Below are 23564 nucleotides of genomic sequence, written 5' to 3' on the forward strand. Positions count from 1 at the left end.
GAGCGTATCGTGCTGAACGGGCGGAGAGTCCCCGATGCGGAGCGGGCGGAGGCGAGCACGATGCGCGGAGCGGTGCGGCACGTGGAGTGGGTCGGCGACGAGGATCCGGAGCGCTTGGAGGCGGCGGTCGTCACCTTCGCGCCCGACCGATTGGATGCGCTCGGCACCTCCCGCACGACGGACTACGTCACGAGCTGGGCATTGGAGACCGGGCCGGACTGGGTGACCTCCCGGCTGTCGGTCGCCGTCGACGGGCGCGGCTTCACGCGCTGGCTGGTCCTCACCCGCGACGGGCACGGCCGGTGGGAGTCGGAGTCGTACACGCACGGCGACGACCGCTACCACGAGGAGCCCATGGCTGCTCCGGGGATCGCGGATCCGTCGGGCCTCGGTGGTGCCCTGGACTGCGACCTGGCGCTGTGCCCGGTGACCAACACGATGCCGATCCTGCGGCTGGGCGCACTGCAGGGTCTGGAGGAGACCGAACTGACGATGGCGTGGGTGGACCTGCCCTCGCTGGAGGTCGTCGCCAGCCGGCAGGCATACAGCGCGGCACACCCGTTCGACCCGGAGGCCGGGCGCGCGATCGTGCGCTATCGCAGCGTCGGCAGCGGCTTCACGGCTGACCTGGGCGTCGACGAGGACGGACTCGTCATCGACTACCCGCGCCTGGCCCGCCGCATCCGCACCCGCTGAGCGCAGAGCCCGGAGTGCCCGGGTTCAGGGCGTGGGCGCGAGCGCGTCGTACTGGCGGAAGCCGCGCTGGACGCGCACGACCGTGGCGACGAGCACCACGATCAGGAGGCCGCCGAGCAGCGGCGGGAACCACAGCGCGCCGGTGAGTGCGAGCACGCCGATGTAGAGGTCGCCGAGGCGCGGGCCTCCCGTCACGACGACGGTGAACACGCCCTGCAGCCGCCCGCGCATGACGTCGGGCGCGGAGGCCTGGAGGATGGTCATCCGGAAGATCGAGCTGACGTTGTCCGCCGCACCGGACGCCGCGAGCAGCACCGTCGCCGCGATCAGCGCAGGGAGGTTCGCCTCGGCGAACGAGGCGCCGCCTCCTGCCGTGCCGCTGAACGCGACCACGGCGAGCACGATACCGAAGCCGAGGATGGATGCGCCGTAGACCAGGATCGCCCGCTCGACCGCACGGCCCTGCCAGCGCACGTGCCCGAGGCGGCCGGAGAACACGCTCGAGACCAGGGTGCCGACCGCGCCGGCGGCGGTCAGGATGCCGACGGTGACCGGGCCTCCGCCGATCAGCAGCGCGCCGACCGCGGGGAACAGGGCGCGGGGCTGGCCGAACGTCATCGCGATGAGGTCGAGCACGAACGTCATGGAGAGGTTGGGTGCGGACTTCAGGAAGCGCAGCCCCTGCAGCACCGACGAGAATCCGGCGCTCTGCCGCTCGCCCTCCGGCACGATCGACGGCAGGGTGAAGATGCCGAGGAACGCCGCTGTGAACAGGATGACGTCGACGGTGTACGTCCACGGGATGCCGACGCTCGCGACGAGGAGGCCCGCCATCGCGGGACCGACGGTGACCATGACGCCCATGCTGATACCGCCGAGCGCGCTCGCCGCCGGAAGCAATCGGGGTGGCAGGAGGCGCGGCGTGATCGCCTGCCGGGTGGCGCCGATCATGACCGTCGCCACCGCGTTGATCGTCGTGAGCAGGTACAGCGGCCAGACGACCTGGATGTGCATCCAGGCGAAGACCGCGATGCCGGCGGTGGAGGCCCAGGCAACGATCGCGGTGACGAGCGCGACGGTGCGCCGGTCGAAGGCGTCCGCGAGCACGCCGCCGTAGAGTCCGAACACGATCATCGGGACGAGCGCGAAGAGCGCGACCAGCGAGACCGCGAGGGTCGAGTGGGTGAGGTCGTAGATGTGGAGGCCGACGGCCACGACCGTCATCTGGCCGCCGATGCCCGAGATGGCGCCTCCGGCCCAGAGCCGGGCGAATGCCGGCGACTCCCTCAGCGGGCTGAGGTCGACGAAGTGCCGCGTATGCGACAGCCGTGTATCGTCGGGCTCCTTCGTGCCCGGGGCCTGCTCGGTGCTCAGAACCGGGGCTTCTTGCTGAGCGAGACGGCCGCCAGCGAGAAGACGACGCCGAAGGCCATGATGGTCACGGTGACCGCCTGCAGCACGACCTGCCAGAACGGCACGAACGGCGTGACGGAGACCCAGAGCCAGAGGATGGCGCCGATCAGGGTGATGACGTAGCTGAAGGTGCGGCGGGCGTAGAGCGCGTTGAGCGACACGACCGTGGCGGCGACCGACACCTGGAACAGCGGGAGGAACTCGTCGGCGTTGCCGGTCCACGTGTAGACGAGGCTGATGACGCCGATGACCAGGCTGATCAGCACGATGAGGGTCGCGATCGCGTTGCCCACCATCGGCGGGAGCGTCGCGCTCAGGCTGCGGACGAGACCGCCGTGCTCGTCGTCGACGACGACATCGTCGGAGGCGGTGTGGTGGGGGTCGGCGATCGTGTGCGTGCTCACGTCGAAGATCCTACCGCCCGACGGCAGCGGGCGCCGCACACGGGGCGGGTACGGTGAAGGCATGTCTGCGTCCCGTCGCCGCCGGTCCCTGTTCGCCCTGCCCGGCACGGTGGTCCGTGCCGACGAAGCGGTCGCGCGCCGCATCAACCACCGCACGACCGGCCCGCGTGCCGACGGGTTCTGGCGGCTCCTCAGCGGCGCCGCCGACCACGGCAAGCTGTGGTTCGCGGTCGCGGCCGTGCTCGTGGCGCTCGGCAAGCCCAAGGCGGCCCTGCGCGGCGTCGCGTCCCTCGGCCTCGCCAGCCTGGTGGCCAACGTCGTGGGCAAGACCCTGGTCGGAGGCGACCGGCCCGCGCTCACCTCGATCCCCGTCTCCCGCCGGCTCGACCGGTCGCCGACCTCGCCGTCGTTCCCGTCCGGGCACACCGCGAGCGCCGTGGCGTTCGCCGCCGGTGTCGCACTGGAGTCGCCGTCGGCCGGCGCCGCGCTGGCTCCGCTCGCGGCGGGGGTCGGCTACTCGCGCCTCCACACCGGCGCGCACTGGTTCTCGGACGTCGCAGGAGGCGCGGCGATCGGCGCAGGCGCCGCGCTGCTTCTCAAGACAGCCACGCGACTGCTGCGATCCGCTCGGCGGTCGGCGGCGCCCGCGCCGACCGCCGAGACGATCGATCTCCCGGTGCTCCCTCGGGGCGCCGGCGCGTTCATCGTCGTGAATCCGAGCTCCGGCGCGGGGCTCGGGAGGCCGGATCCGCGGCCGTTGCTCGCGGAGCGGTTCCCGGAGGCCCGGGTGCACGAGCTCCAGGAGGGCGACGACATCGCCGCGCTCGTGCAGGAGCAGCTCGACTCGGCCGAGCCTCCGCGCGTGCTCGGGATCTCGGGCGGAGACGGCACGGTCTCCGCGATGGCGCACGAGGCCAGGCTGGCCGGGCTGCCGCTGCTGGTGCTGCCGGGCGGAACGTTCAACCACTTCGCCAAGGCGGCGGCGCTCGAGTCGATCGAGACGGCTCTCGACGCCTTCGAGGCGGGCTCCGGTCGTCGCGTCGACGTCGCCGAACTGCGCTTCCCGGCCGGCGGCGGGGATGCCGTGACCCGGACGGTGCTCAACACGGCCTCCGTCGGCCTCTACCCGGCCTTCGTCGCCGAGCGCGAGAAGTACGAGGGCCGGTGGGGCAAGCCCGCGGCGGCGGTGATCGCCGCCATCCGCGTCGTGCGTTCCACCAGTCCGATCGAGGTGGAGATCGACGGCCGCACCCGGTCGATCTGGTCGGTGTTCGTCGGCATCGACCGCTACTACCCGGTGGCGGTGGCGCCGATCGAGCGCCGGAGGCTCGACGACGGCCTGCTGGACGTCCGCATCCTCTCCGCGGGCCCGAAGCCGAAGACCCGCGGAGCGGTCGCGCTGGCGTTCGGCGGCCGCACCGACGCTTTCGTCGCCCGGTTGCCGTTCCTGCAAGGGCCGCCGGCGATCGACGCGTTCACCGGCGACGGCTTGTCGGTGCGCGCTTGCGACGTCGACCCCGGCTACGCGCATGACGGCGAGGCCTCGGTGGAGACGCCGGGCGAGGGACTCGAGCTGCGGATCCTCCCCGCGGCGCTGGAGGTCTACTCGCCGCGCGAGCCGTGACGCTCCGCCGTCAGGACTCCCGCACGACTTCGTCGACGGACTTGTCCGGCCGCAGGCCCCGCCACGACGGCTGACGGAGGCGGTCGGTGGCCGTCCACTCGGCGAACTCGACCTCGCCGACGTACTCGGGACGCACCCAGTGCGCGCCGCGGGCGTCCAGCGACGGCACACCGGTCAGTGGAGGGGTCTTGCGCTCGTGCGCCGACAGTTTCTTCGCGAGGTCGTCGAGCATCGCGTCGGTGAAGCCCGTGCCCACCTTGCCCACGTAGCGCAGCTCGCCGTCGTCGGGGATGCCGAGCAGCAGCGCGCCGATCCCATTGGCCCTTCGCCCGTTGCCGGGCGTCCAGCCGCCGATGACGACCTCCTGGTTGAGGTGGTGCTTGATCTTGATCCAGGTGCGGGAGCGCCGGCCGGTCGCGTAGGTGCCGTCGCGCTGCTTGGCCATCACGCCTTCGAGACCCAGCTCCTTCGAGGAGGCGATGGCGTGGTCCACGTCGCCCGCGAACGCGGGCGGCACCTGCACCGGGTCGTCCTTGGGGGGCGTGAGGGCGGCCTCCAGAGCGGCGCGCCGGTCATCGTAGGTCTCGCGACGGAGGTCATTGCCGTCGAGCTCGAGGATGTCGAACACGAAGTAGTGGGCGGGGGCGCGCTTGGCCGCCGCCTCCACCTCCGCGGGCCGGGTCAGGCCCATGCGGGTCTGCAGGAGGCCGAAGTCCGGCCGGCCCTGCCGGGTGAGCGTCACGATCTCACCGTCGACGACGAGGTCGTGCCCGTCGGCGAGCTCGACGAGCCCGGCGAGGTCAGGGTAGGTGCGGGTGACGTCGTTGCCGTTGCGGGTCGTCAACCGGAGGCCGCCGTCCTGCACGACCGCGATCGCGCGGATGCCGTCCCACTTCATCTCGAACGCCCATTCGGCTTCGTCGTGGATGTCCTTCCGCGAGCCGAGGGTCGCGAGCATGGGGGAGACAGGCGGGCTGTCGATCGGGCGGGGTGCGCCCTTCTTCTCGGGAGTCATCTTCGCCGGAGCCTTCTTCGCCGTCCCCTCGTGCGAATCCGCCTCCTTCATCAGATGGATGAGCCAGTTCTTCTCGTCGCCGCCCTGCGCGGTGGCGATGAGCGCGAACTTGCGCGGAACGCCGCCCAGCCCGCCGTCCTTCTGGCCGTGCAGGGTGGCGATCACCTCGTCGTCGCGCCATTTCTCGAGCTCGTACTCGCCGTGATCCCAGATGTCCACGTGGCCGGCCCCGTACTCCCCGTGCGGGATGTCGCCGGCGAATGTTCCATACTCCAGCGGGTGGTCCTCCACGTGCACCGCCAGGTGGTTCTGCTTCGGGTCGTTCGGCGGCCCCTTCGGGAGCGCCCAGCTGACCAGGACCCCGTCGTGCTGCAGCCGGAAGTCCCAGTGCAGTCGCCGGGCGTGGTGCTCCTGGATGACGAAGGAGCGACCGTCCGCCGCGTCGGGGCTCACCGACGGCACCGGCTCCGGCGTCTTGTCGGCGTCGCGCTTGGAGCGGTACGTGGTGAGCCGGTCCGTCTGCTCGGCGGCGGCCCGGCCGGCGGAGAGGTCGGCGAGCGGATCCCCGCGCTTCTTCACCCGGTCGAGCACCTCCGTGTACTCGAGATGCCGCAGATCCTTGGAGGCCAGCTCGCGCCACGTGCGCGGCGCCGCGACCGTCGGCCGGAACCGCCCACGCAGCGAGTAGGGAGCGATCGTCGTCTTCGCGCCGTTGTTCTGGCTCCAGTCGACCAGCACCTTGCCCGTCCGCAACGCCTTCTTCATGTCGCTCACCACGAGGTCGGGATGGTCGGCCTCCAGCGCCCGTGCCAGCTCGTGCGCGACGGCCGAGACCTGGTCGCTGGTCTGCGAGCCGTCGAGCGGCGCGTAGAGGTGGATGCCTTTCGACCCGCTGGTGACCGGCAGCGGGTCGAGGCCCATGTCGGCGAGGATCGCCCGCGCGAGCCGTGCGACCTCTGCGCACTCGAGAAGCGTCGCACCGTCGCCGGGGTCGAGGTCGAGCACCAGCCGGTCGGGATTCTTGCGCTGATCGCCGCGGCCCACCCGCCACTGCGGCACGTGCAGCTCCAGGGAGGCGATCTGCGCGAGCCACACGAGCGTGGCGCGGTCGTTGACGAGCGGGTAGGTGTTCTCGCTGGTCTTGTGCCTGATCGTGCGCGTCTTCACCCAGCCTGGCGTGGAGGCCGGGTCGAGGTTCTTCTGGAAGAACACGTCGCCCGGCTTCTCCGGCGTGCCGACGCCGTGAACCCAGCGCTTGCGCGTGGCGATCCGGTCGCGCGTGTGCGGGATCATCACGTCCGCGATCGCGCTGTAGTAGCCGATGATGTCGGCCTTGGTGGTGCCGGTCTCCGGGTACATCACCTTGTCGAGGTTGGTCAGGCGCAGCCGGTGGCCGTCGATCGAGACCGTCTCGGTGTCCTCCGCAACCATGCGATCACCGTACGCCTGCCGCGCCGTCCCGCGGCAGGGACAGCGATCGACCATTGCGGGCTTTCCCCATTGAGTTTGTGCGGTTCGACGGACACGATGGACCCATGAGGGCGATTTGGACGGGCGCTATCACCTTCGGGCTGGTCAATGTGCCCGTGAAGGTCTACAGCGCGACAGAGGATCACGACGTGGCGCTGCACCAGGTGCACGACGCCGATGGCGGGCGCATCCGCTACAAGCGCGTCTGCGAGATCGACGGCAAGACCATCCCGTACGAGCACATCGCCAAGGCGTACGACGACGGCGAGCGCACCGTCATCCTGACGTCGGAGGACCTGGAGTCGCTGCCGGCCGAGCGCAGCAGGGAGATCGACGTCGTCGAGTTCGTGCCCAACGACCAGCTCGACCCGCTCTGGTTCGACCGAAGCTACTACCTGGAGCCGGACTCCAAGTCGCTCAAGGCCTACGCGCTGCTGCGCAAGACCCTGGAAGACGAGGACCGCACGGCGATCGTCAACTTCGCCCTCCGCCAGAAGACGCGCCTCGGCGCCCTCCGGGTGCGCGGCAACGTGCTCGTGCTGCAGACCATGCTCTGGCACGACGAGATCCGGGAGGCCGACTTCCCGGCCCTGGAGACGTCGCCGCGCATCACCGAGCGCGAGCTGTCGCTGTCCGCCGCGCTCATGGAGAGCTTCGCCGGCGACTTCGAGCCGGAGAAGTTCACCGACGAGTACCAGGAGGAGCTCCGCAAGCTGATCGACGCCAAGCTCGAGCAGGGCGAGACCATCGACACGGCCGTCACCTTCGGTGAAGAGGAGGAGAAGGCCGCGGGCGGCGGCGAGGTCATCGACCTGATGGAGGCGCTGCAGCGCAGCGTCGAGCGCAGCAGGGGAGGCAAGGCCTCGGAGAAGAAGACTCCCGCCACGGCCTCGGCCAAGGGATCGACGAAGAAGGAGGCGGCCGCCAAGGCCCCCGCGAAGAAGGCCAAGAAGCCCGCGTGACGCGCCTGCGGCGAAGTGACCCGTCGGGGCCGGGGTACGCCCGGCGCGACTCGGCCAAGGGTCCCGTGTACGAAGACGAGGCCGGGAACCGGATCGTGGACGAGCGCGAGCTCGAGCGGATCCGGTCCCTGGTCATCCCGCCCGCATGGAAGGACGTCTGGATCTCGCCGGACGCGCGGGGGCACATCCAGGCCGTCGGGACCGACGCCGCCGGGCGTCGGCAGTACCGCTATCACGACTCGTGGCGGCTGCATCAGGACCGCGTCAAGTTCGAGCGGGCGGCCCAGCTGGCCGAGACGCTGCCGTCGGCGCGCCGCAAGGTGACGATGGACCTCCGCGAGGAGGGCTTCGGCCGCGACCGCATCCTCGCCGCGGCGTTCCGCATCATCGACCTCGGCAGCGTCCGGATCGGGAGCGAGGAGTACCTGCACGCCAACGGGAGTCGCGGGCTCACGACCCTGCTCTGCCGGCATGCGCGGGTCGACGGGGACGAGATCACTCTCACGTTCCCGGCCAAGTCGGCCCAGAAATGGACGAGCACGATCTCCGACGCCGACCTCGCCGAGCTGCTCGCCGAGATCCAGGCCCTGCGCGGGCAGCGTTCCCGGCTGCTGTCATGGAAGGACGGCACCTGGCACACCATCCGGCCGGCGTCGCTCAACGAGTACATCCGGCGGCAGACGCGCGGCGAGTTCACGGCGAAGGACTTCCGCACCCTGCACGGCACGATCGTCGCGGCCGAGGCGCTCGCCGCGCTGGGCACGGCCGGTTCCGACGCCCAGCGCAAGAAGCGGGTGTCCGCGGCGGTGAACGAAGCGGCGGAGGCGCTGGGCAACACTCCGGCGATCGCGCGCAACAGCTACATCGATCCACGCATCTTCGACCGCTACCGCAACGGCGAGGTCATCGACACCTCCGCCGGCCGCGCGCCGGAGTCCGCGCTCCTCGAACTGCTTTCGAGCTGACTACTTTCGAGCTGACTGCGCCGGCGTCCCGGCCGACAGCGGCGCCGCGATGTCCTCCAGCGACTTGTTCTCGGCGTCAACGCCGAGGAACAGCTCGACCAGGCCCGCCGCGATCATCAGGCCGGCGCCGAGGTAGTAGCCGAGCACCACCGAGTGGATGCCTCCCTCGATCAGGTTGCCGAACAGGATCGGGCCGACGATCCCGCCGGCCGCGGTGCCGACGGCGTAGAAGAACGCGATCGCCATCGCCCGTGTCTCCATCGGGAAGATCTCGCTCACGGTGAGGTAGGCGGCGCTGGCCCCGGCCGAGGCGAAGAAGAAGACGACCATCCAGCACGCCGTCAGCCAGACCGCGTCGAGGAAGCCGGCGTCGAAGAGGAGGCCGGTGCCGACCAGCAGCACTCCCGAGCCGATGTACGACAGGGTGATCATGAACCGGCGGCCGACGGAGTCGAACAGCCGGCCGAGGAGGAACGGGCCGAGGAAGTTGCCGATCGCGATCGGCAGCAGCGCCCACGGCGCGACGTCGGTCGGCACATGCAGCAGCTTGGTGAGCACCAGCGAGAACGTGAAGAACACGGCGTTGTAGAGGAAGGCCTGACCGATGAAGAGCGAGAGCCCGAGGATGGAGCGCTTGGGGTACATCGTCACGCCCACCCGGATGATCTCGCCGAATCCGGTCGAGCGTCGCTGGTGGATCTCGATCGCCTTGTCGTCGGGCACCGTCTCGAGGGCGGACCCCTGCTGTTCCTCGATGTCGTGCTCGATCTCGGCGACCTCCTTCTCGGCCGCCTCGTCGCGACCGTGGATGAACATCCAGCGCGGCGACTCCGGCACGTTCCTGCGCACCAGGAGGATGACCAGGCCGAGCACCGCGCCGAGCCCGAAGGCGATGCGCCAGCCGACGTTGGCCGGGAAGATCGCGGTGTTCAGCAGGAAGACCGTGAGCACGGCGCCGAAGGCGGTGCCGAGCCAGTAGGACCCGTTGATGGCGAGGTCCACGACGCCTCGACGTCGCGCGGGGATCAGCTCGTCGATCGCCGAGTTGATCGCGGCGTACTCGCCGCCGATGCCTGCGCCGGTGAAGAACCGGAACAGGAAGAACATCCACGGCGTCACCGAGAACGCCGTCAGGACGGTGGCGAGGAGGTAGAGCCCGAGAGTGACGATGAAGAGCTTCTTGCGGCCGTACCGGTCGGTCAGGTAGCCGAAGACGAGTGCTCCTGTGCAGGCGCCTGCGACGTAGATCGCCGCGGCCAGGCCCACTTGGCTGGTCGTCAGCCCGAGCCCCGAGTCCGGCTCCGTGAGCCGGCTGGCGATCGCGCCGACGATCGTCACCTCGAGTCCGTCGAGGATCCAGACGGTGCCGAGGCCGACGACCACCAGCCAATGGAAATGCGACCACGGCAACCGGTCCAGCCGGGCGGGAATCATGGTACGGATGGTCTTGAGACCGGCTGTGGTTCCCTGGGAGTTCGATGCAGGCGCGTTCACGTCGGTCACGGTACGAGGAGGGCCCGATCGCCGTCATCCCCTTGACATCCGGCCAGTTGCGTGAGCGCAAGAGACACGCCTAGCGAGCCCCGCACACCTTGTCAACCCCTTGTTGGGGTCATGCTCATTCTGTCTACCCTTGGACACGAATCGAGGCAGAAAAACTCTGTGCACGATGGGATGGGATGACACGATGACAGTGCTCGAAGTGACCAATGATCCAGTACGCGACTACCTCAATTCGATCGGGAGGACGCGGCTGCTCACGGCCGACGAGGAGGTCGCGCTCGCGAAGCGGATCGAGGTCGGCGTGCTCGCCGGCGATCGGCTGGCCACCCGCCCCGGATTGACTCCGCGCGAGAAGCGAGAGCTGCAGTACTTGGCCGACGATGGCAAGCGCGCGTTCGAGCGCTTCATCGAGGCCAACCTGCGCCTCGTCGTCAGCATCGCCAAGCGCTACGCGGGCCGTGGCCTCGCGGTCATGGACCTGATCCAGGAGGGCAACCTCGGGCTCGTGCGCGCGGTCGAGAAGTTCGACTACCGCACCGGCAACAAGTTCTCCACGTACGCCACCTGGTGGATCCGCCAGTCCATCCTCCGCGGCATCGCCGACACGGCTCGTCTCATCCGCATCCCGGTGCACACCGTGGAGAAGATCGACAAGCTCGACCGGATCCGCCGCGACCTGGGCGGCGAGCTCGGGCGCACGCCGACGCTGGAGGAGATGGCGGAGGCCGCCAACCTGACCCCTGCCGAGGTGCACAAGCTGCAGATGAGCGACTCGGAGACCGTGTCGCTGGCCGTGCCCGTCGGTGAGAACGAGGGCGCGGAGCTCGGCGACCTGATCGAAGACGGCGACGCCCCCGGGCCGTCGGAGTCGGTGGAGGTCGAATTCCGTCACCGCGACCTGGAGGAGCGACTGCGCGAGCTGCCCCCGCGCGACGCCAAGGTGGTGCGCATGCGCTTCGGCCTCGACGGCCAGAAGCCGATGACGCTGGACGAGGTGGGCGAGGTCTACGGAATCACCCGCGAACGGGTTCGCCAGCTCGAGACCCGCAGCCTCAAGCGGCTGCGCAGCCCCGAGCTGCTGGAGTACCTGCGCTAAGCGCGACGACGGATACGAAACGCGGAACCCCGGGCTCAGGCGAGCTCGGGGTTCTCGTGTTCTGCGACCGCCTGGTCGAACGGGATGTCTCCCGGTCGATCACCCGGGTCGGCCTGGTCGACGCCCGGCTCCGCGTCCGCGGGCGCGGCGGTAGGGTCGACCGGTGGTGCCTCCGCCGGTGCAGCGGGTGCCGCGACCGGGTCTTCTTCTGCCGGAGCCATGGTGGCCTCCCTCGCTCGATCCGCAAACAATAGGAGTGTCGCCACCGCCGATCAAGACGCGCTGAGTCTTTCTCAGCGAGTTGTCGGTTAGCGGCCGGGAGGAGTGTCGGCGTTGACCTCGTCCGCGCCGAGGGCACCGATCTCCTCGGTGAGTTGCAGGCCCTGGGCGCTGTTGGACGAGAGGGTGAGCTGCTCCAGCCACAGTTTGTTGATCTTGGGCGGACGCCCACCGCTGTACCGGAACAGCAGCGGGATCGCCGGATCGATCCAGATCGCGCTGCGGCCGTCGCCGACCCCCTGCTCGTCGCGCCACGAGAAGAAGAATCCCTCCTTGCGGCGGAGCTTGAGCCCGACCACGATCTGCAGGTGCGCCAGGACCCGATCCTCGAACCCGATCTCGGTCGTCCCGCCGTAAACAAGCTTGCCCATGCCAGAACCGTACCCGACGGTCGGTGGATGCCGTGATCGGGGGAAGGGGTATGTTCGGGCCGTGACCGCTCTGCACGTGCTCGTGACCGGGGCCACCGGCTACATCGGAGGCCGCCTGGTGCCGCGCCTCCTTGAGCGCGGGCACCGGGTGCGCGTCCTGGTGCGTTCCCCGCTCAAGCTGACCGACGTACCGTGGCGCGACGACGTGGAGGTCGTCGAGGGCGATCTCGGCGACCCGGGCGCGGTCGCGGAGTCGGTGCGCGACATCGACGCCGTCTACTACCTGGTGCACTCGATGCGCGCCACGGGCGACTTCGACGACGAGGAGGCGCATGCCGCGCAGACGGTGGGCGACGCCTCGGCCGCCGCGGGTGTGCGGCGGATCGTCTATCTCGGCGCCCTCCACCCCGACGGCCCGCTCTCGCGGCACCTGCGCTCCCGGGTCGCGGTCGGCCGCATCCTGATCGACTCGGGGGTTCCGACCGTGGTCCTCCAGGCCGGTGTGGTCATCGGCTCAGGATCCGCGTCGTTCGAGATGATCCGGCAGCTCACCGACGTGCTGCCGTACATGCCCGCGCCCCGCTGGGTGCGCAACCGCATCCAGCCCATCGCCGTGCGCGACGTGCTGTACTACCTGATCGCGGCGCTCGACCTTCCGCCGGAGGTCTCCCGCGCGTTCGACATCGGCGGCCCCGACATCCTGCGCTACGGGCAGATGATGAACGGCTATGCGGTGGAGGCCGGCCTGCGGCAGCGGCCGATCGCCTCCCTCCCGGTGTTCACCCCGTGGCTGGCCTCGCAGTGGGTCAACCTCGTCACGCCGATCCCGCGCGCGCTCGCCGTTCCGATCATCGAGTCGCTGCAGTACGACTGCGTGCGGCACGAGAGCGACATCGACAAGCTGGTCCCGCCTCCGGACGGCGGTCTCACCGGCTACCGCACGGCGGTCCGCCTCGCGCTGGCGAAGATGCGGGACGGCGCGATCGAGACGAGCTGGCAGGACGCGTCCGTGTCCGGCGCCCCGAGCGACCCGCTGCCGAGCGATCCGGACTGGTCGGGCCACACGGTGTACACGGACATCCGCGAGCGGACGAGCCGGGCCGCGCCCGAGGAGGTGTGGCGCGTGATCGAGGGGATCGGGGGAGAGCGCGGCTGGTACTCCTTCCCGCTCGCCTGGGCGCTGCGGGGGTGGGCGGACAAGCTGGTGGGCGGCGTGGGCCTGCGCCGGGGACGTCGCCACGCCGACCTGCTGCAGACCGGGGACGCGCTCGACTGGTGGCGCGTCGAGCGCCTCGAGCGCGGGAGGTCGGTGCGGCTCCGCGCCGAGATGCGGGTGCCGGGGCGCGCCTGGCTCGAACTGGGTGTCCTGCCGGCGGGCGAGGGCAGCCGCTACTGGCAGCGGGCCGTGTTCTTCCCGCACGGTCTTCCCGGGCGGCTCTACTGGCTGGCGGTGCTGCCGTTCCACGGCGTCGTCTTCGAGGGGATGGCCAACCGGATCGTCGTGGAGGCCGAGCGGGTCGCCACGAACCGGTCGGTCGATGCCGACGAAGCGACCGGCGCCGGCGTCACTCCGGAGGGGCGCTGATCAGCGTTGTGGCGCTGAGGTCGTCGAGGAAGCGGATGACGACCTCCCGGTCCTCCGGGCTGAGGGCGCGGGCGACTTCGAACCGGCGCGCGTGCTGCAACCCCATGGTGCGGCGCACCTGCCGGTGCGTCTCGGGCGTGATCTCGACGGTGACCGCCCGGCGGTCGGTGGGGTGGGGGAGCCGCACGATGTGCCCCGCCCGCTCCAGCCGGTCGAGCAGCTTCGTGACGGAGGCCGTCGAGACGTGGAGGTGCTCGCTCAGTGCGCCCGCGGTCACCGCGACGTTGGCGTTCATCGAGGCGATGATGTACCGCAGCGCCTTCATGTCGGTCTCGTTGAGCTGGAGGGCGGTGCGCGACTCGAGGTTGAGGCGCTGCTCGGACTCCCGCCAGTGCCGGACGGCGGCGAGTACGCCGATGATCTGCTGGAGCTCGTCGTCGGTGAGATCGTCGTGGCGCACGAGCTCCTGTCGCGGGTCGATGACGCGCGGGTCGATCAATGCTCCTGAGATGCGACGCGCCTCGTCCTTCGAACTCATGCGCTCATCCTATTGCCGTGCATAAGATGCGTGCTAGGTTATTTACTAACCTGGCTAGGTAAGGGAGGGTCGGATGACCCAGCTCCATCCGGACATCGCGGACGTCAGCAGCCCGACCGAGACGATCGCCCAGGCGATCGGGGCGGATCTGCTCATCGTCGAGCACGAGTTCTCGGCGCTCCTCGCCAGGCGCGAGGCGGAGGCCGGCGATCACGGCGACGGGTACCGCCGGCTCTGGCAGAGCGTCACCGAATCCGCACGCGGTGGCAAGCGCCTCCGTCCGCGGCTGGTCCTGACCTCCTACCACGGGATGAACGGCGCCGGCTCCCGATCCGACGCCGTGCAGACCGCTCTGGCATTCGAGCTCCTGCACACCGCGTTCCTGCTCCACGACGACGTGATCGACGGTGACACCGTGCGCCGAGGGCGCCCGAACGTCGCAGGCGAGTTCAGCGCGGACGCGCTCTTCCGAGGCACCGACGCGCCTCGCGCCCGGCTCTGGGGACAGTCGGCCGCCATCCTCGCCGGTGATCTCCTGCTCCACGCCGCCACCCAGCGCGCGGCACGTCTCACGGCGTCCGAGCCCGTGCGGTCGCTCATCCTCGACCTCCTCGATCGGGCCGTGTTCGTGACGGCGGCCGGCGAGCTGGCCGACGTCGGGCTCGCCACCGGGCTGTCCGACAGCGGGATCGACGACGTGCTCGCGATGACCGAGGCGAAGACCGCCGTGTACACCGTAGCCGCGCCGCTCGCGGCCGGAGCGGCGCTCGCCGGAGCGGACCAGGATGTCCTCGACCTCCTCGCCGACTACGGCCGGCTGGTCGGAACGGCCTTCCAGCTGGGCGACGACCTTCTCGGAGTGTTCGGCGAGGAGACCGTGACGGGCAAGAGCGCGAGCAGCGACCTCCGCGAGGGCAAGCAGACCTCCCTCATCGCCTTCGCGCGCGGGACGACGGAATGGCCGGCCATCGAGCCGCTGCTCGGACGCCCCGACCTGAGCGCGGCCGACGCGGCCCGGGTGGTCGCTTCTCTCGAGCTCTGCGGCGCACGGGCGTTCGTGGAGCGCCTGCTCGCCGAGCACGTCTCGACCGCCATCGAGGCGCTCGAGTCGCCGCTGATCCCGGCCGAGCTCGCCGCGACCCTCACCCGGCTCGCGCTCCGCTGCGTCGGGCGGCCGTCATGACCCGCACCGCGCCGGCGCCCACGGGCGCGTCGACACCGCCGACCGACCTCACGGTCTACGGGGAGGCGGCCCATCGCAGCGCGGCGACGATCATCCACGAGTACTCGACCTCGTTCGGGATGGCGACCCGCCTGCTCTCGCCCGCTGTCCGTCCCGGGGTCGAAGACGTCTACGCCTTGGTGCGGGTCGCCGACGAGATCGTCGACGGCGCGGCCGCCGAAGCCGGACTGTCGCCGGACGAGATCGCGGCGATGCTCGACGCGCTGGAGGACGACACCGAGCGGGCGATGCGCGTCGGGTACAGCGCCAACGTCGTCGTCCACGCCTTCGCCCGCACCGCACGCGCCGCGGGCATCGGACCCGAGTTGACCCGGCCGTTCTTCGCCTCGATGCGGCGCGACCTCGACCCCGTCGACTTCAGCGCCGACGAGCTCAGCGCCTATATCTACGGCTCGGCGGAGGTCGTCGGCCTGATGTGCCTCGCGGTGTTCCTGCACGACACCCCCGTGCCGGAACCCACCAGACGGCGGCTGGAGGCCGGCGCGCGGCGGCTGGGAGCAGCGTTCCAGAAGATCAACTTCCTGCGCGATCTCGGAGTCGACTACACCGAGCTCGGCAGGAGCTACTTCCCCGGCATCGATCCGGCCCGGCTGACCGAGCGGCAGAAGCTCGCCCTCGTGGTCGACATCGACTGCGATCTGGGAGCCGCGGCCGACGCCATCCCGGAGCTGCCGGAGAACTGTCGCCGCGCGATCGCGGCGGCGCACGGTCTGTTCGCCGAGCTGAGCGACCGCATCCGCGTCACACCGGCGGCAGACCTGATCGCCCGCCGCGTGAGCGTGCCGACCCGAACCAAGCTCGCCATCCTGGTCCGGGCGACGGCGGGGGCGCTGCGGTGACGACGGGCCGCATGGAGCCGCGCCGTGTCGTCGTGATCGGCGGCGGCATCTCCGGGCTCGCGACAGCCGCCCTGCTCGCCCACGACGGCCACGCCGTGACCGTGCTGGAACAGCAGGACGCGGTCGGCGGCCGGGCGGGGTCGTGGGAGCGCGACGGGTTCCGCTTCGACACCGGCCCATCGTGGTACCTGATGCCGGAGGTCTTCGACCACTTCTTCCGGCTGCTCGGCACGAGCACCCACGAGCAGCTCGACCTGGTGACGCTCGACCCGGGCTACCGGCTCTTCGCCGAAGGCGAGCGTGCGCCCCTCGACATCCGTGCCAGCGGCGCGGCGAACCGCGCACTCTTCGAGAGCGTCGAGCCAGGAGGTGCGGCCGCCCTCGACCGCTACCTGGCGAGCGCGTCCGAGACCTACCGGCTCGCCGTCGACCGCTTCCTCTACGCGACCTATGCGTCGCCGCGCCCGCTGCTCGACCCGGCGGTGCTCCGACGTCTCGGCCGGCTCGTGCGACTGCTCGTGGAACCGCTCGACCGCTACGCGGCCGGGTTCGTGGGCGACACCCGTCTCCGTCAGCTGCTGGGCTATCCCGCGGTGTTCCTCGGCACGTCGCCCGGGCGCGCACCGAGCATGTACCACTTGATGAGCCACCTCGACCTCGACGACGGTGTCCGGTACCCGCTGGGAGGCTTCGCCGAGCTCGTCGCGCGGGTCGCGGCGCTCGCCGAGGCCGCGGGCGCGGAGCTCGTCACCGGTGCCAGAGCCGTCGCCATCGAGACGCAGAGCGGTCGTGGTCGTGGTCGCGGTCGCGGTCGCGGTCGCGCGCGAGTCTCCGGCGTCGAGTGGGTGGACGCCGCCGGCACCCGGCACGTCACGGAGGCCGACCTCGTCGTCTCCGCCGCCGACCTGCACCACACCGAGACCCAGCTGCTGCCTCCCGCGCTGCGCACGCACCCCGAGCGGCGCTGGCGCCGCCGCGATCCCGGGCCGGGGGCCGTGCTGGCGATGCTCGGCGTCCGCGGACGCCTCCCGCAGCTCACCCATCACAACCTGTTCTTCACCACCGACTGGGAGGCCGGCTTCGCACGCGTGTTCGGCTCGCGGCCCGGCATCCCCGACCCCGCGTCCCTCTACGTCTGCAAGCCGAGCGCGACCGACCCCGGCGTCGCGCCGGCAGGCGATGAGAACCTGTTCGTCCTCGTGCCCGTCGCCGCCGATGTGTCGATCGGGGCCGGAGGCGTCGACGGCGCGGGCGACCGCCTCGTCGAGCGCACGGCCGACGCGGCGATCGCCCAGGTGGCCGCGTGGGCGGGCGTCCCCGACCTCGCCGACCGGATCGTCGTCCGCCGGACGGTCGGCCCCGACGACTTCGCGCAGCAGTTCAACGCCTGGCGGGGCGGCGCGCTCGGGCTGGCGCACACCCTCCGGCAGAGCGCGTTCTTCCGGCCGGGCAACGCCTCGCGCCGGGTCGACGGGCTCCTCTACGCCGGCTCGTCCACCATCCCCGGCATCGGGCTTCCGATGTGCCTCATCAGCGCCGAGCTGGTCGTCAAGCGCTTGCGCGGGGACGTCTCGGCCGAACGGTTGGCCGAGCCCGTGGCCCCGGCCGCCCGGTCGGAGCGTGTGCCGTGAGCGTCGCCTATCTCGCCTGCCTGCTGATCGCGTCCGGCGCGCTGGTGCTCCTGGACCGGCGGTTCGCCCTGGTGTTCTGGCGGGACGCCCGGCGGGCCACCGTGGTCCTGATCGTCGCGCTGGCGTTCTTCCTCGCGTGGGACGCCGTCGGGATCGTCTCCGGGGTGTTCGCACGGGGGCGCTCGCCGTTCATGACCGGCATCGAGATCGCGCCGGAGCTCCCGCTGGAGGAGCCGCTATTCCTGGCCTTCCTCTGCTATCTGACGCTCATCCTGCTCTTCGGCGTCCGCACCGTGCTCGACCGGGTCGCCGGCGACCGCACTCGGACGTCGCACGACCGGACGGCCTCGCGGAAGGAACTCCTCGACCACGAGGGGCGGCGACGATGACCTACCTCCTGATCGATCTGGTCTTCCTCGCCGTGGCGGCCGCTGTCATCGCGGTCGCGCTGGCCCGGGCGTCCGACCGCGCTCGCCTGGTACGGCGATGGTGGCTGCCCGCGCTCGTCTCGGGCGTGGTGCTGCTCGCGCTCACGATCGTGTTCGACAACGCGATGATCGCCGCCGGCCTGATGACCTACGCTCCGCACACGGTGTCGGGCGCCCGGATCGGATTGGTCCCGGTCGAGGATCTGGCGTATCCGGTCGGCGGCCTCCTGATCCTCACCGGCGTCTGGGTCCTGCTGCGGCGGAGGCCGGCGTGACTACGACCGTCGCCCCCTCTCTGCTGCGCCAGCTGCTCCTGGCCTCCCGCCCGCTCAGCTGGATCAACACGGCGTTCCCGTTCGCCGCGGCCTATCTGCTCACCACCGGACGCGTCGACGCCGTACTGGTGATCGGCACCCTCTACTTCCTGGTGCCGTACAACCTCGCGCTCTACGGCATCAACGACGTCTTCGACTACGAGTCCGACCTGCGCAACCCGCGCAAGGGCGGGGCGGAGGGCGCGCTGCTCGATCGGCGCCTGCACCGGAGCACGCTCGTCGCCGCCGCGGTTACGAACATCCCCTTCCTCGTGTTCCTCGTCGCCGTCGGCCCGCCGCTGTCGTGGCTCGTGCTCGCCGTGAGCCTGTTCGCCCTGCTGGCGTACTCGCTGAAGGGTCTGCGGTTCAAGGAGGTCCCGTTCCTCGACTCGGCCACCTCCAGCACCCACTTCGTCAGCCCGGCGCTCTACGGTCTCGTGCTCGCCGGAGCCGTGTTCACGCCCGGGCTGTGGCTGGTGCTGCTCGCGTTCTTCCTGTGGGGCGTCGGAAGCCACGCGTTCGGCGCCGTGCAGGACATCGTGCCCGACCGGGAGGCCGGCATCGCGTCGATCGCCACGGTGCTCGGCGCCGCCCGCACCACACGCTTCGCGATGGCCGCGTGGGCGGTCGCGGGCCTTGCGATGCTCGGCACGCCGTGGCCCGGGCCGCTCGCAGCGATCCTCGCGGTGCCGTACCTTCTGACCGCCGCGCCGTTCTGGTCGCTGCCCGACGATCGCGGAAGCGCCGCCAACCGGGGCTGGCGGCGCTTCCTCTGGATCAACTACGCGTGCGGTTTCGTCGTCACGCTGCTGCTGATCGGCTTCGCGCTCGGGAGCGCGTGACGGGCTAGTCGCGCGGCGGCAGCTCCTGGAGGCTCCAGCCGTTGCCGTCCGGGTCGGCGAAGTACACGAAGCGGCCCCACGCCTGCTCGTCGACGCCTGCGGCCTCCACCCCGTTCTCGCGCAGGTGCGCCAGTGCGTCGTCGGCGTTGGGGATGACGATCTGGAGGCCCTTCATCGTGCCGGGCGCCATGTCGGTCAGCCCCTCGCCGAACGCGATCGAGCACGCCGATCCGGGAGGCGTCACCTGCACGAAGCGCAGCGTAGGGGTGACCCGGTGGTCGAAATCGGCGTTCCAGCCGAGCGCATCGACGTAGAAGGCCTTGGCCCGGTCGACGTCGGTGACGGGGACGACGATGAGCTCGATGCGCCAGTCGCTGATGGTCATGATTCCTGCCCTTTCGGTTTTCCGTTCTGTGATTCCAGGCTAGAAGGGCAAGCGGTCACATTCCGGCCGCAATCACATTTCGTCCACATCCGAAATCAAGGGAATTCGCGGATCCGCCCGCTAATGTCGTGACCTATGACCGACAGTCCTGCCGCGCCGAGCCCCTACGAGGTGCTCGGCGTCAGTGCGACGGTCAGCCAGGAGGAGCTGCGCCGCGCCTACCGGCGTCTGGCGCGCGCGACCCACCCCGACACCGGCGGAACGGCGGCCGCCTTCCAGGCCGTGCAGACCGCGTGGGAGCTCGTCGGCGACCCGGAGGACCGTGCACGCTACGACCGCGGCGAGAGCCTTGTGGTCGACGCCGTCTCCGGCGAGTCCGGCGGAGGGGGCTTCAGCGCGACCGTTCACCCCACCCGCGCCTCCGCACGCGGGGCCACCGTGCGAGCGCGAAGCTACGGGCACCCGGGCGGACGCGCGCGCGAGCGGTTCCTGACGCTCATGCGCGAGTGGATGGGCCGCGGCTCCGACGCCGATCCGTACGATCCCGCGCTGGTCCGCTCGGCCCCGCGCGAGATCCGCATGCTGCTGGCGGAGGCACTCGCCGAGGAGGCCACTGCCCGTGCCGTCTCCGGCCTCGGCATCGGCTTCACCATCTGGAACGACGTCGCGGTGCACCCGGCGACCGATGCCAAACTCGACCACATCGTGCTCGGCCCCGCCGGCCTGTTCGCCGTGCGCTCGGCCGACTGGGGCGGCGAGGTCAAGCTCGCCAAGGGCGAGTTGACCGGTGCGGGCATCCGGCGCGACGAGGAGCCCTTCCACGAGCTCTACGCCTCAGCCAAGAGCTTCGGCCGCCAGGCCGGCGTGCGGTTCACCGGTCTCCTCGTCGTCGTACCCGACGACGCCCTCGCCGTCCCGTTCGACATCGTGCAGCGCGGGCGGCTGTCGGGCTCGCTGGTGGTGCGGCGCTCGCTGCTTCCCAAGGTGCTGCGCGACGGCGCCAACGCGGCCGGCCGCGAAAGTGTCGACCGCGCATTCGAACTGCGGCCACGGCTGCAGGAGGCGGTCCGGTTCGTCTGACCGGAGGCTATGGCCCGCTGATGCGCGTGAATTTGACGCGACTCCTCGGGTCATCCGGATCACCGATAAAGAGGACCAGCGATGTCGAGAGAATTGTGTTCTCGGCATAGAGGTTCACCGCGTGGGCCGTACCGATAGAGACCCACGTCGCGTCGGCTGCCGCACTAGCTGAGAACCTCCAGGTGGTAGCTCCGTAGACTCGCGGGTCCTCTCGGCCGGGCTCATGCGGAAGTGGGGAGCCGGAGACTACGGCGACGCCACTTCGTTTGAATTCCAGAGTGGTCGGCTGCGAGCCGTCATTCGACCAGGTGCCGTAGACGTCCCGCTTCTCGAACTGGCGAACGGGTCGCCACTCGCGTTCAGGTGGGCCGCCGCCTCGCGATCCCTCGCAACCTGCGCGGTCGTCACGGTCTCTACCGTCAGCGCGAGTGCTCGGACATCCTGTGCTGTGACCGCGTTCATCGTGATCCACCACTCCTCGAGGTGCTCGAGCGTGGCACCTACGGCGTGGTCGCCCACGTGGGAGGCAGCGGGCAGCTGCCCTGAGGGCAGCGCGGAGCGGATGCCAGACAGTTCCGAATCACCCTGCACAATCACCTCGGGATCGATTCTGATTTCCGTCGACCACCTTGCTCCATTCCTGATGTTTACTATCAGCCGAGGAGACTCGGGCGCTTGATGCGACATGGTCTAGACGACGCGGTCAGCCGAGAGCAGAGTGGAGGCCATGGTCACCACACTCGAGATCTTCAGCGGATTCAGCGTGAACGACATCGATGCCGCGCGCACGTTCTACCGGGACGCGCTCGGCCTCGATGTGACGGACGGCCCGATGGGCAACCTCGACATCGCCCTTCCCGCCGGCAGCCACGTCTTCGTGTATCCGAAGCCCGACCATCAGCCCGCGAGCTTCACCATCCTCAACCTCGTGGTGGCCGACATCGACGCGGCGGTCGACGAGCTCAACGCGAAGGGCGTGGTCACCAAGATCTACGACGACGACGCGCTGCCCACCGACGAGAAGGGCATCGCCCGTGGCAAGTCCGTGAACCGCGGACCGGACATCGCCTGGTTCCGCGACCCGGCGGGCAACGTGATGTCGGTGCTGCAGGACTGACCCGGCGCAGCGGGCATCACGGCTTCAGCGCAGCCGTTCGCAGAGGCCCATCGCGTCGTACGGCGCACGTACCTTCATGTCGTTGTCGAAGTACGCGTAGACGTCGAGACCGGCGTCCAGCCGCCCGCGCAGCTCAGCGGCCCAGCGGTCGAGCGCCTCGTCGGTGTATCCGCTCGCGTACAGCTCCTCGTCGCCGTGGAGGCGCACGTAGACGAAGTCGGCGGTGGCCTCCCGGAGCACCGGGTACCGGCCGGCGGTGTCGGCGAGCACGACGGCGACGCCGTGCTCGCGTGCGATGCGCGCGAACGCCGGGTCGGCGAAGCTCGGGTGCCGGGCCTCCACCGCGTGCCGCAGCCGGCGGTCGCCACCGGAGGTCAGGTCGACCCGGTCCTCCTCGAGCGTGGTCTCGGCCGCGAGCGTGCGTGCGTCGGCGGCGGTGGACGGCAGCAGGGCGAGGAAGGCGTCAAGCGCCTCCGGGTCGAGCGGGAGGTTCGGCGGCAGCTGCCACAGCAACGGCCCGAGCTTGGGGCCGAGGGCGAGCACTCCGGACGCGAAGAAGTTGGCCAGCGCCGTGCGGGCGTTCCGCAGCCGCAGGGTGTGCGTGATGTAGCGGCCGCCCTTCACAGCGAACACGAACCCCTCCGGCGTGGTCTCGGCCCAGCTGCGGTAGCTCGACGGCTTCTGCAGTGCGTAGAAGCTGCCGTTGATCTCGATCGAGTCGAGCTTGGACGAGGCGTACTCCAGCTCGGCGCGGTGCGGCAGCCCTTTCGGGTAGAACACGCCGCGCCACGGCGCGTACGTCCATCCCGAGATACCGACCCGCGCCACCGCCATCAGCGGCCCCGGAGCTGCTCGATCAACCGGCGGTCGCGCTTGGTGGGCCGTCCGGCTCCGCGCTCGCGGGTGATGTCCGTCGGCGCCTCGGTCTTCGGCGGGGGAGGCGGTGTCCGGTCCTCGAAGCATTCGGCGGCGATGGCCGCGCCGACCCGCTTCACGATGAGCTTGCGCGCGACGTAGATCTTCTCGGAGCCGCCGACGTAGGCGCGCACCTCGTCGCCGACCTTGACCTGCTGCGACGGCTTCGCGCGATCGCCGTTCACCTTCAGATGGCCGGCCTTGCAGGCGTCCGACGCGGCCGACCGGGTCTTGTACAGGCGCACGGCCCACGCCCAGGCGTCGACGCGGACGCTCGTCATGGCCGGAGCGCCGGCTCCGCGGTCTGCGCGATCTGCGGCTCGCCCGCGTTCTCCGCTTCGGCGGCGAGCTCCGCCTTCCACTTCACCAGGCTGCGCACCGTGCGGCTGCGGTCCTGCGCCAGCTTCTCCATCACGTCGGACGGCACGTAGTAGTTGACGGCCACCCAGCCGCGCACCGTCTCCGAGCGGTCGCTCGCGAGCGAGCGCAGGATGTCGCACGGCGTCGCCTCGTTCTTGGCGACGCACCCGCGCACGCCCTCGTCGGGGTCGTTCGCGAGCGTCACGAACAGATCCTCCGGCGTGTTGTAGCTGGAGGCGACGGCCTCCCGGATCTTCGGGTTCGGGTTCGTCGCGAGCAGCCTCAGCCTCCGCAGCTTGCTCTCCGTGAACTCCGGCGCGGGATGCAGCGCTGCGGCTTCCTCCGCGGTGAGCATCGCGGGGCTGTGGTCGCGCATGGCCTGGCGCTGAGCGGGGGTGTTGAAGCGGATGCAGGACATGACTCCACCGTACGCGCTGGATCCATCGAAAGGTGGAAGCATCTCCCAGCCGCGTCGCGTTACCGTGAAGG

Annotated in this window: 25 protein-coding genes; 14 read left to right on the forward strand and 11 right to left on the reverse strand. The window is 70.5% G+C overall.

Features of this window, described 5'->3' with window-relative positions; genetic code table 11:
* The first annotated feature begins 9 nt into the window (after positions 1-9).
* The gene (locus ASF88_RS06000) at positions 10-696 is read left to right on the forward strand and encodes a putative glycolipid-binding domain-containing protein (protein ID WP_235493298.1); all 687 of its coding nucleotides are present in this window, start codon (positions 10-12) and stop codon (positions 694-696) included.
* 24 nt (positions 697-720) lie between these two features.
* Here the strand turns inward: ASF88_RS06000 and ASF88_RS06005 are convergent, their stop codons facing one another.
* Together ASF88_RS06005 and ASF88_RS06010 are read right to left on the reverse strand one after the other, a co-directional pair.
* Complete coding sequence (locus tag ASF88_RS06005; protein ID WP_200935255.1) at positions 721-2022, reverse strand: MFS transporter; 1302 nt, start codon at positions 2020-2022, stop codon at positions 721-723.
* Positions 2023-2066: 44 nt separating this feature from the next.
* Positions 2067-2513 carry a hypothetical protein gene (locus tag ASF88_RS06010; protein WP_055915504.1) on the reverse strand — a complete coding sequence of 149 codons (447 nt, stop codon included), beginning with the start codon at positions 2511-2513 and terminating at the stop codon, positions 2067-2069.
* A 61-nt stretch (positions 2514-2574) separates the two neighbouring features.
* Here ASF88_RS06010 and ASF88_RS06015 point away from each other — a divergent pair, with 61 nt between their 5' ends.
* A complete protein-coding gene (locus ASF88_RS06015; RefSeq protein ID WP_082518770.1) occupies positions 2575-4137 on the forward strand; it encodes a bifunctional phosphatase PAP2/diacylglycerol kinase family protein in 1563 nt (520 codons plus the stop codon).
* Between the two features lie 10 nt (positions 4138-4147).
* On the opposite strand, the gene ASF88_RS06020 is transcribed toward ASF88_RS06015, so the two are convergent.
* A complete protein-coding gene (locus ASF88_RS06020; RefSeq protein ID WP_055915509.1) occupies positions 4148-6583 on the reverse strand; it encodes an ATP-dependent DNA ligase in 2436 nt (811 codons plus the stop codon).
* 104 nt (positions 6584-6687) lie between these two features.
* Here ASF88_RS06020 and ku point away from each other — a divergent pair, with 104 nt between their 5' ends.
* Complete coding sequence (gene ku / locus ASF88_RS06025; RefSeq protein WP_055915513.1) at positions 6688-7584, forward strand: non-homologous end joining protein Ku; 897 nt, start codon at positions 6688-6690, stop codon at positions 7582-7584.
* On the forward strand, positions 7581-8549 hold the full coding sequence (locus tag ASF88_RS06030) for a DNA topoisomerase IB (RefSeq protein ID WP_055915516.1): 969 nt from the start codon (positions 7581-7583) through the stop codon (positions 8547-8549). Before ku ends, ASF88_RS06030 begins: the two co-directional genes overlap by 4 nt.
* Here the strand turns inward: ASF88_RS06030 and ASF88_RS06035 are convergent, their stop codons facing one another.
* A complete protein-coding gene (locus ASF88_RS06035; RefSeq protein WP_055916752.1) occupies positions 8550-9968 on the reverse strand; it encodes an MFS transporter in 1419 nt (472 codons plus the stop codon).
* Positions 9969-10236: 268 nt separating this feature from the next.
* Here ASF88_RS06035 and ASF88_RS06040 point away from each other — a divergent pair, with 268 nt between their 5' ends.
* Positions 10237-11148, forward strand: coding sequence for a sigma-70 family RNA polymerase sigma factor (locus tag ASF88_RS06040; protein WP_055916755.1), 912 nt, complete (start codon positions 10237-10239; stop codon positions 11146-11148).
* Positions 11149-11183: 35 nt separating this feature from the next.
* On the opposite strand, the gene ASF88_RS06045 is transcribed toward ASF88_RS06040, so the two are convergent.
* Together ASF88_RS06045 and ASF88_RS06050 are read right to left on the reverse strand one after the other, a co-directional pair.
* Complete coding sequence (locus ASF88_RS06045; RefSeq protein ID WP_055915518.1) at positions 11184-11369, reverse strand: hypothetical protein; 186 nt, start codon at positions 11367-11369, stop codon at positions 11184-11186.
* A gap of 87 nt (positions 11370-11456) precedes the next feature.
* Positions 11457-11798 (reverse strand): DUF7882 family protein, encoded by a 342-nt coding sequence (locus ASF88_RS06050; RefSeq protein ID WP_055915520.1) that lies wholly within the window; start codon positions 11796-11798, stop codon positions 11457-11459.
* Between ASF88_RS06050 and ASF88_RS06055 the strand changes: the two genes are divergently transcribed.
* On the forward strand, positions 11797-13383 hold the full coding sequence (locus ASF88_RS06055) for an SDR family oxidoreductase (RefSeq protein ID WP_082518771.1): 1587 nt from the start codon (positions 11797-11799) through the stop codon (positions 13381-13383). The two genes, ASF88_RS06050 and ASF88_RS06055, sit on opposite strands and share 2 nt — an antisense overlap.
* On the opposite strand, the gene ASF88_RS06060 is transcribed toward ASF88_RS06055, so the two are convergent.
* Positions 13364-13921, reverse strand: coding sequence for a MarR family transcriptional regulator (locus ASF88_RS06060; protein WP_055915522.1), 558 nt, complete (start codon positions 13919-13921; stop codon positions 13364-13366). The genes ASF88_RS06055 and ASF88_RS06060 overlap by 20 nt on opposite strands.
* A 73-nt stretch (positions 13922-13994) precedes the next feature.
* Between ASF88_RS06060 and ASF88_RS06065 the strand changes: the two genes are divergently transcribed.
* The 6 genes from ASF88_RS06065 to ASF88_RS06090 are packed head-to-tail and all read left to right on the forward strand — an operon-like array spanning position 13995 to position 19218.
* Complete coding sequence (locus ASF88_RS06065) at positions 13995-15104, forward strand: polyprenyl synthetase family protein (RefSeq protein ID WP_055915524.1); 1110 nt, start codon at positions 13995-13997, stop codon at positions 15102-15104.
* Positions 15101-16003, forward strand: coding sequence for a phytoene/squalene synthase family protein (locus ASF88_RS06070; protein ID WP_055915526.1), 903 nt, complete (start codon positions 15101-15103; stop codon positions 16001-16003). Before ASF88_RS06065 ends, ASF88_RS06070 begins: the two co-directional genes overlap by 4 nt.
* An 11-nt stretch (positions 16004-16014) precedes the next feature.
* Positions 16015-17634, forward strand: a complete 1620-nt coding sequence (crtI, locus tag ASF88_RS06075) for a phytoene desaturase family protein (RefSeq protein WP_055915528.1) — start codon at positions 16015-16017, stop codon at positions 17632-17634.
* Entirely contained in the window at positions 17631-18023 is a 393-nt protein-coding gene (locus tag ASF88_RS06080) for a lycopene cyclase domain-containing protein (RefSeq protein WP_055915530.1), read from the forward strand. The genes crtI and ASF88_RS06080 overlap by 4 nt, the downstream gene beginning before the upstream one ends.
* On the forward strand, positions 18020-18337 hold the full coding sequence (locus tag ASF88_RS20310) for a lycopene cyclase domain-containing protein (RefSeq protein ID WP_055915532.1): 318 nt from the start codon (positions 18020-18022) through the stop codon (positions 18335-18337). Before ASF88_RS06080 ends, ASF88_RS20310 begins: the two co-directional genes overlap by 4 nt.
* Complete coding sequence (locus ASF88_RS06090; protein ID WP_055915534.1) at positions 18334-19218, forward strand: prenyltransferase; 885 nt, start codon at positions 18334-18336, stop codon at positions 19216-19218. Before ASF88_RS20310 ends, ASF88_RS06090 begins: the two co-directional genes overlap by 4 nt.
* A 4-nt stretch (positions 19219-19222) precedes the next feature.
* Here the strand turns inward: ASF88_RS06090 and ASF88_RS06095 are convergent, their stop codons facing one another.
* The gene (locus ASF88_RS06095) at positions 19223-19603 is read right to left on the reverse strand and encodes a glyoxalase superfamily protein (protein ID WP_055915536.1); all 381 of its coding nucleotides are present in this window, start codon (positions 19601-19603) and stop codon (positions 19223-19225) included.
* 135 nt (positions 19604-19738) lie between these two features.
* Between ASF88_RS06095 and ASF88_RS06100 the strand changes: the two genes are divergently transcribed.
* Together ASF88_RS06100 and ASF88_RS06105 are read left to right on the forward strand one after the other, a co-directional pair.
* The gene (locus ASF88_RS06100) at positions 19739-20683 is read left to right on the forward strand and encodes a DnaJ domain-containing protein (RefSeq protein WP_055915537.1); all 945 of its coding nucleotides are present in this window, start codon (positions 19739-19741) and stop codon (positions 20681-20683) included.
* A gap of 727 nt (positions 20684-21410) precedes the next feature.
* Positions 21411-21800: a VOC family protein gene (locus ASF88_RS06105; RefSeq protein WP_055915538.1), complete on the forward strand. Its 390-nt coding sequence runs from the start codon at positions 21411-21413 to the stop codon at positions 21798-21800.
* 24 nt (positions 21801-21824) lie between these two features.
* Here the strand turns inward: ASF88_RS06105 and ASF88_RS06110 are convergent, their stop codons facing one another.
* From ASF88_RS06110 to ASF88_RS06120, 3 genes are read right to left on the reverse strand one after another with little or no spacing between them, the layout of a single operon-like run.
* A complete protein-coding gene (locus tag ASF88_RS06110; RefSeq protein ID WP_055915540.1) occupies positions 21825-22634 on the reverse strand; it encodes a DUF72 domain-containing protein in 810 nt (269 codons plus the stop codon).
* Positions 22634-22996: an RNA-binding S4 domain-containing protein gene (locus ASF88_RS06115; RefSeq protein ID WP_055915542.1), complete on the reverse strand. Its 363-nt coding sequence runs from the start codon at positions 22994-22996 to the stop codon at positions 22634-22636. The genes ASF88_RS06110 and ASF88_RS06115 overlap by 1 nt, the downstream gene beginning before the upstream one ends.
* Positions 22993-23493: a hypothetical protein gene (locus ASF88_RS06120; RefSeq protein ID WP_055915544.1), complete on the reverse strand. Its 501-nt coding sequence runs from the start codon at positions 23491-23493 to the stop codon at positions 22993-22995. Before ASF88_RS06120 ends, ASF88_RS06115 begins: the two co-directional genes overlap by 4 nt.
* Positions 23494-23564 lie beyond the last annotated feature (71 nt).

This window comes from Leifsonia sp. Leaf336, assembly GCF_001423695.1.
Taxonomy (GTDB): domain Bacteria; phylum Actinomycetota; class Actinomycetes; order Actinomycetales; family Microbacteriaceae; genus Leifsonia.